5 protein-coding genes are annotated in these 4243 nt (G+C 63.9%); 4 read left to right on the forward strand and 1 reads right to left on the reverse strand.

The features are described 5' to 3' along the window. Together AC1DWI_RS15045 and AC1DWI_RS15050 are read left to right on the forward strand one after the other, a co-directional pair. Positions 1-318: EF-hand domain-containing protein (locus AC1DWI_RS15045; RefSeq protein ID WP_477725121.1), on the forward strand; the 318-nt coding region annotated here is incomplete at its 5' end. A gap of 111 nt (positions 319-429) precedes the next feature. Further along, entirely contained in the window at positions 430-1347 is a 918-nt protein-coding gene (locus AC1DWI_RS15050) for an alpha/beta hydrolase (protein WP_477669437.1), read from the forward strand. A gap of 79 nt (positions 1348-1426) precedes the next feature. Here AC1DWI_RS15050 and AC1DWI_RS15055 read toward each other — a convergent pair whose 3' ends face one another. Next, positions 1427-2683: an extracellular catalytic domain type 1 short-chain-length polyhydroxyalkanoate depolymerase gene (locus AC1DWI_RS15055; RefSeq protein WP_477669436.1), complete on the reverse strand. Its 1257-nt coding sequence runs from the start codon at positions 2681-2683 to the stop codon at positions 1427-1429. A 370-nt stretch (positions 2684-3053) separates the two neighbouring features. Here AC1DWI_RS15055 and trhO point away from each other — a divergent pair, with 370 nt between their 5' ends. Both trhO and AC1DWI_RS15065 read left to right on the forward strand, forming a co-directional pair. Then, a complete protein-coding gene (trhO, locus tag AC1DWI_RS15060; protein ID WP_477669435.1) occupies positions 3054-4001 on the forward strand; it encodes an oxygen-dependent tRNA uridine(34) hydroxylase TrhO in 948 nt (315 codons plus the stop codon). Between the two features lie 20 nt (positions 4002-4021). Then, a partial coding sequence (locus AC1DWI_RS15065) for a glutathione S-transferase N-terminal domain-containing protein (RefSeq protein WP_477725122.1) occupies positions 4022-4243 on the forward strand: 222 nt, incomplete at its 3' end.

Here is a 4243-nt window from a genome sequence, read left to right on the forward strand (position 1 = left end):
CTCATGGCCTTCTCTTTCAATCTCCGCACACTTTCAATCATGGGCCTCATGGGCTTTCTCATGCTGGGTACCGCGGCCCATGCACAGGCACCCAACGCCGCCCGACTGGAAAAGGCCCGCACCGAACTGCAAAAACGCTTTGAGGCGGCCGACACCAACAAGGACGGCAAGCTGACCCGCGAAGAAGCGCAGGCAAAAATGCCCAAGGTGTACAAGAACTTTGACGCCATCGACGCCAGCCATGCAGGCACTATCTCGCTGGCCGACATCGAGACCTTTGTGGCGTCGAAAAAAGGCTCGCGCAAACCGGCTGGCTAATGACTGCGCATCGCGCCGCCCGAATACCTGACCCATCGTTGACGCACAAGGTCAGAGGCGGGCCGGATATGCTGTCCGGCCTGCCCGCCGCAACACCACTGGAGCCATGACATGTCCCTTGCCCCTCGCCTCCCCACGCACTGGCCGACGCTTGCGCTTGCGTTCCTGCTCACCGCGGTTCTCTATGCCGGGCCGGTGGCTGCCCAGCAGGACAGTGGCCGCCTGGCGCGAAAAACCGCCAGGTCCACCGTGCCGGCCGGTGTGCAGCAAATCCCCGACATCGCCTACGGCACAGACCCACGCCAGCGCATGGATGCCTACCTGCCGCTGCAGCCGGCAGCCAACGCACCGGTCATCGTCATGGTGCACGGCGGCGCCTGGATGGTGGGCAACAAGGCCATGGCCAACGTGACCGACAACAAGGTGGCCTGGTGGGTCAAACAGAAGGGCTACATCCTGGTGTCGGTGGGCTATCGCCTGTCGCCGCAGGTTGACCCGCTGGTGCAGGCACGCGATGTAGCCAGCGCCCTGGCCAAGACGCAAGCCATGGCCGCCTCGTGGGGTGGCGATCCGGCGAAGGTCATCCTCATGGGACATTCGGCCGGCGCGCACCTGGTGGCGCTGCTGGGCGCTTCGCCGGCACTGGCACGCGAGTCTGGTGCCAAACCCTGGCTCGGCACCGTGGCGCTTGACAGCGCCGCGCTGGACCTTGAGCGCATCATGAAAGCACGGCACATGCGGTTTTACGACCGCGTGTTTGGCGCCGACCCAACCTATTGGCGCACTGTGTCACCCAGCAGCGTGCTGGCGGCTGACGCCACGCCGATGCTGCTGGTCTGCTCGACACAACGGGCGGATGACCCCTGCGCACAGTCGCGTGACTTTGCCGCGAAGGTGACAGCCAGGGGTGCGCGGGCCAGTGTGCTGCCGCAAGACCTAACGCATGAGCAGGTCAACACCACGCTGGGCCTGCCCGGCGGGTATACCGATGCGGTAGACGGTTTTATGGCGGGGCTGCTGCCGCGCTGACGAATTTAAAGAAAAACAGGCTGAAGCCCTCAGTAAACGGGCGCAACACGCTATTGATTTGATAGCGGATCAGGCTCAGCTACTTTGCCGCACCAGGCTCTGCCGCAGCCAGGGCAGCATTGCGGCGGTGGTAGGTAAAAAACGTCCACATCATGAGCGTGGCGTCCGGGCCCTCGGGCTCGCTGTATTCCATGCTGGCGTCTCCGCCGCTCCAGGCGTGGCCCAGAGCATCTACGTCGCACTTCACCAGCTGCGGCTTGCGGCCGGCGTACCAGGTCGTCGTCTGGTAGGCATGGCGTGGCCGCCTGCCGCTGCGGCGCTCGGGGTAGCGGCGAACCACCGGCTCGAGGCGGGCCGCATTTTGGGTAATGACCGGGTTGTTGATGATTTCGAACTGCTCGGCCAGCTGCTCGGCGTTCACCCGCCGCACCACGGCATCGTTGTCGCCATGGATCAGGATGGCCGGCATGCCCGGGAACTCCGGCTGGTCGCTGGCAAACAAGCGCGCCACCGCATCGTAAGACGAGCCCGAGCCGTGTTGCATGGCCCGGTAGGCGCTGAAGGGCGAATGGGTGGTGCCGAACACGGGTGCCGAGTGCATGCCCACGGCCGCGATCAGCTCCGGGTGGCGCAGTGCCACGATGGCCGCCAGCGCGGCGCCGGCCGACAGGCCCGCCACGTAAGTTCGTGAAGCGTCAAGCCCGTGTTTTTGCTGCACCTGCGAAATCATGGCGGCGATCACGCCCACATCGCCCTCCCCGTTTTGTGTGGCCCGCTTGTACCAGTGCCAGCAGCGGTGGGCGTCGGCTGCACTGGATTGCTGGGGGTAGAGCACCGCAAAACCCTTGCGCTCGGCCAGCTCGTTCATGCGGCTGCCCGCTGCAAAGTCGGCCGCCGTCTGCTGGCAGCCGTGCAGCATCACCACCAGCGGGCGCGGTGCCGCAGGGGCATCGGGAACCCCGGCAGTAACGGCCGTAGCGGCCGTAGCGGCCGTAGCGGCCGTAGCGGGAAGGTACAACCAGTACAGCATGCGCCGGGAATCCGTCAGCAATCCGTCCCCGGGCAAAGTAAACCAGGCCTTGCGCCAGGTGCCGGGCAACCCGGCTGCGGCGCGGGCCTGTGCAGCCGTGGGCCGGCGGGCTTTTTTGGCGGGCCGGGCAACCACCGGTTTCAGCAGCTTGACCCCGGGCCTGCGTCTGCGCGGCGTTGTGGCGGCAGGCAACGCCGGTGTGACCTTGGGCAGCAGGCTTTCAAACAGCCGCAAGCCTTGCGCCTGCTGGGCCTTGCCCATGCGGCGCATGCTTTTAAGCCAAAGACTGCTTATGCTTCTGGACATGGTTTGACAAAAAGTGGTGGGCCATCTGGGGTCGGTTCGAGGTCGGCGTCTACGTTGATTTCCAGGAAGGGATTTGCGCCAGATCAATAAGTACACGGTCATTTTGCTGCATTGCAACAAAATGTCTACCAGCATGGCCATAAAACATTGAATTCGGCGCTTTCCGTCACAAAATCGGGGTTACAAAATGCTAAGACCCGAGCCGCTACGATGGAGCCTGGGAGCGCTTGTGCCATTTCGGCGCGGTATCGGCGCCATTTCAGCGCGTGTACGCACCATTTAGGGTCTTTTCGCGTTTTCCGACTTTTGTCCCTGTTTGCCCTCTTTTTGAACCACCGCACATTTCTTTTCGCTTTTCGCCTGTTTTTTCATGTCTGACTTCCTGACCGCTGCCCTTTACCAGTTCGTTGAGCTGCCCGATTTCGCCGAGCTGCAGGCGCCGTTGCTGGCGCAGTGCGAAGCCCATGGTGTCAAGGGCACGCTGCTGCTTGCGGCAGAAGGCATCAACGGCACTATTGCCGGGCCTGAAGAAGGTGTGCGCGCCGTGCTGGCGTATCTGCGCAGTGACCCGCGCCTGGCGAAGCTCGAGCACAAGGAGGCCTGGGCTGAGTCCATGCCCTTCTACCGGATGAAGGTGCGCCTCAAGCGCGAGATCGTCACCATGGGGGTGCCGGAAGTGCACCCCGCGCTGATGGCGGGCGAATACGTCAAGCCGCAGGAGTGGAACCAGCTGATCAACGAGCCGGGCGTGGTGCTGGTCGATACACGCAACGACTACGAGGTGTCCATCGGCACCTTCCACGGCGCCATCAACCCGCACACCAGCAGCTTTTCAGAGCTGCCCGGCTGGGTGGAGCGCGAAATGGCCGAAGGCGGCAAGCTGGCGGCGCATGACGGCAAAAAGCCGAAGGTAGCCATGTTCTGCACCGGGGGCATTCGCTGCGAGAAATCCACCGCGCTGCTTCGCTCCAAAGGCTTTGAAGAGGTCTACCACCTCGAAGGCGGCATCCTCAAGTACCTGGAAACCGTGCCCGAGGCGCAAAGCACCTGGGAAGGCGAATGTTTTGTGTTTGACGAGCGTGTGTCCGTCGGCCACGGCCTCAAGCCCGGCGCCTTCACGCTGTGCCGCTCGTGCCGCGACCCACTGAGCGAGGCAGACCGCCAGTCGCCGCTGTACGAGCTGGGCGTGAGCTGCGCGCACTGCCATGGGAAGACGACGGAAGAACAGAAAGCCGGCTACCGCGAGCGCCAGCGCCAGGTCGAACTGGCCGAAGCGCGCAATGCCGCGCACATCGGCGTGCGGCAATCCGGCACCTGAAGCACCTGGTGTCTCAGGCCATGAACAGCGCCCTGCCCGTCCTGTATTCCTTTCGCCGCTGCCCGTATGCCATGCGCGCCCGGCTGGCGCTGGCCGTGAGTGGCGAGCCGCACGAGCTGCGCGAAGTCGTGTTGAAGAACAAACCCATGCCAATGCTGGCCGCGTCACCCAAAGGCACGGTGCCCGTGCTGGTGCTGCCCGGCGGCGAAGTCATTGATGAAAGCCTGGACGTGATGCTGTGG

The organism is Polaromonas sp. P3_C2 (assembly GCF_056402675.1).

What these genes read in the sequence shown, in the direction of transcription:
- AC1DWI_RS15050 (WP_477669437.1), top strand. Translation starts at nt 430, where the DNA reads ATGTCCCTTGCCCCTCGCCTCCCCACGCACTGGCCGACGCTTGCGCTT.
- AC1DWI_RS15055 (WP_477669436.1), bottom strand. Translation starts at nt 2,683, where the DNA reads ATGTCCAGAAGCATAAGCAGTCTTTGGCTTAAAAGCATGCGCCGCATG.
- trhO (WP_477669435.1), top strand. Translation starts at nt 3,054, where the DNA reads ATGTCTGACTTCCTGACCGCTGCCCTTTACCAGTTCGTTGAGCTGCCC.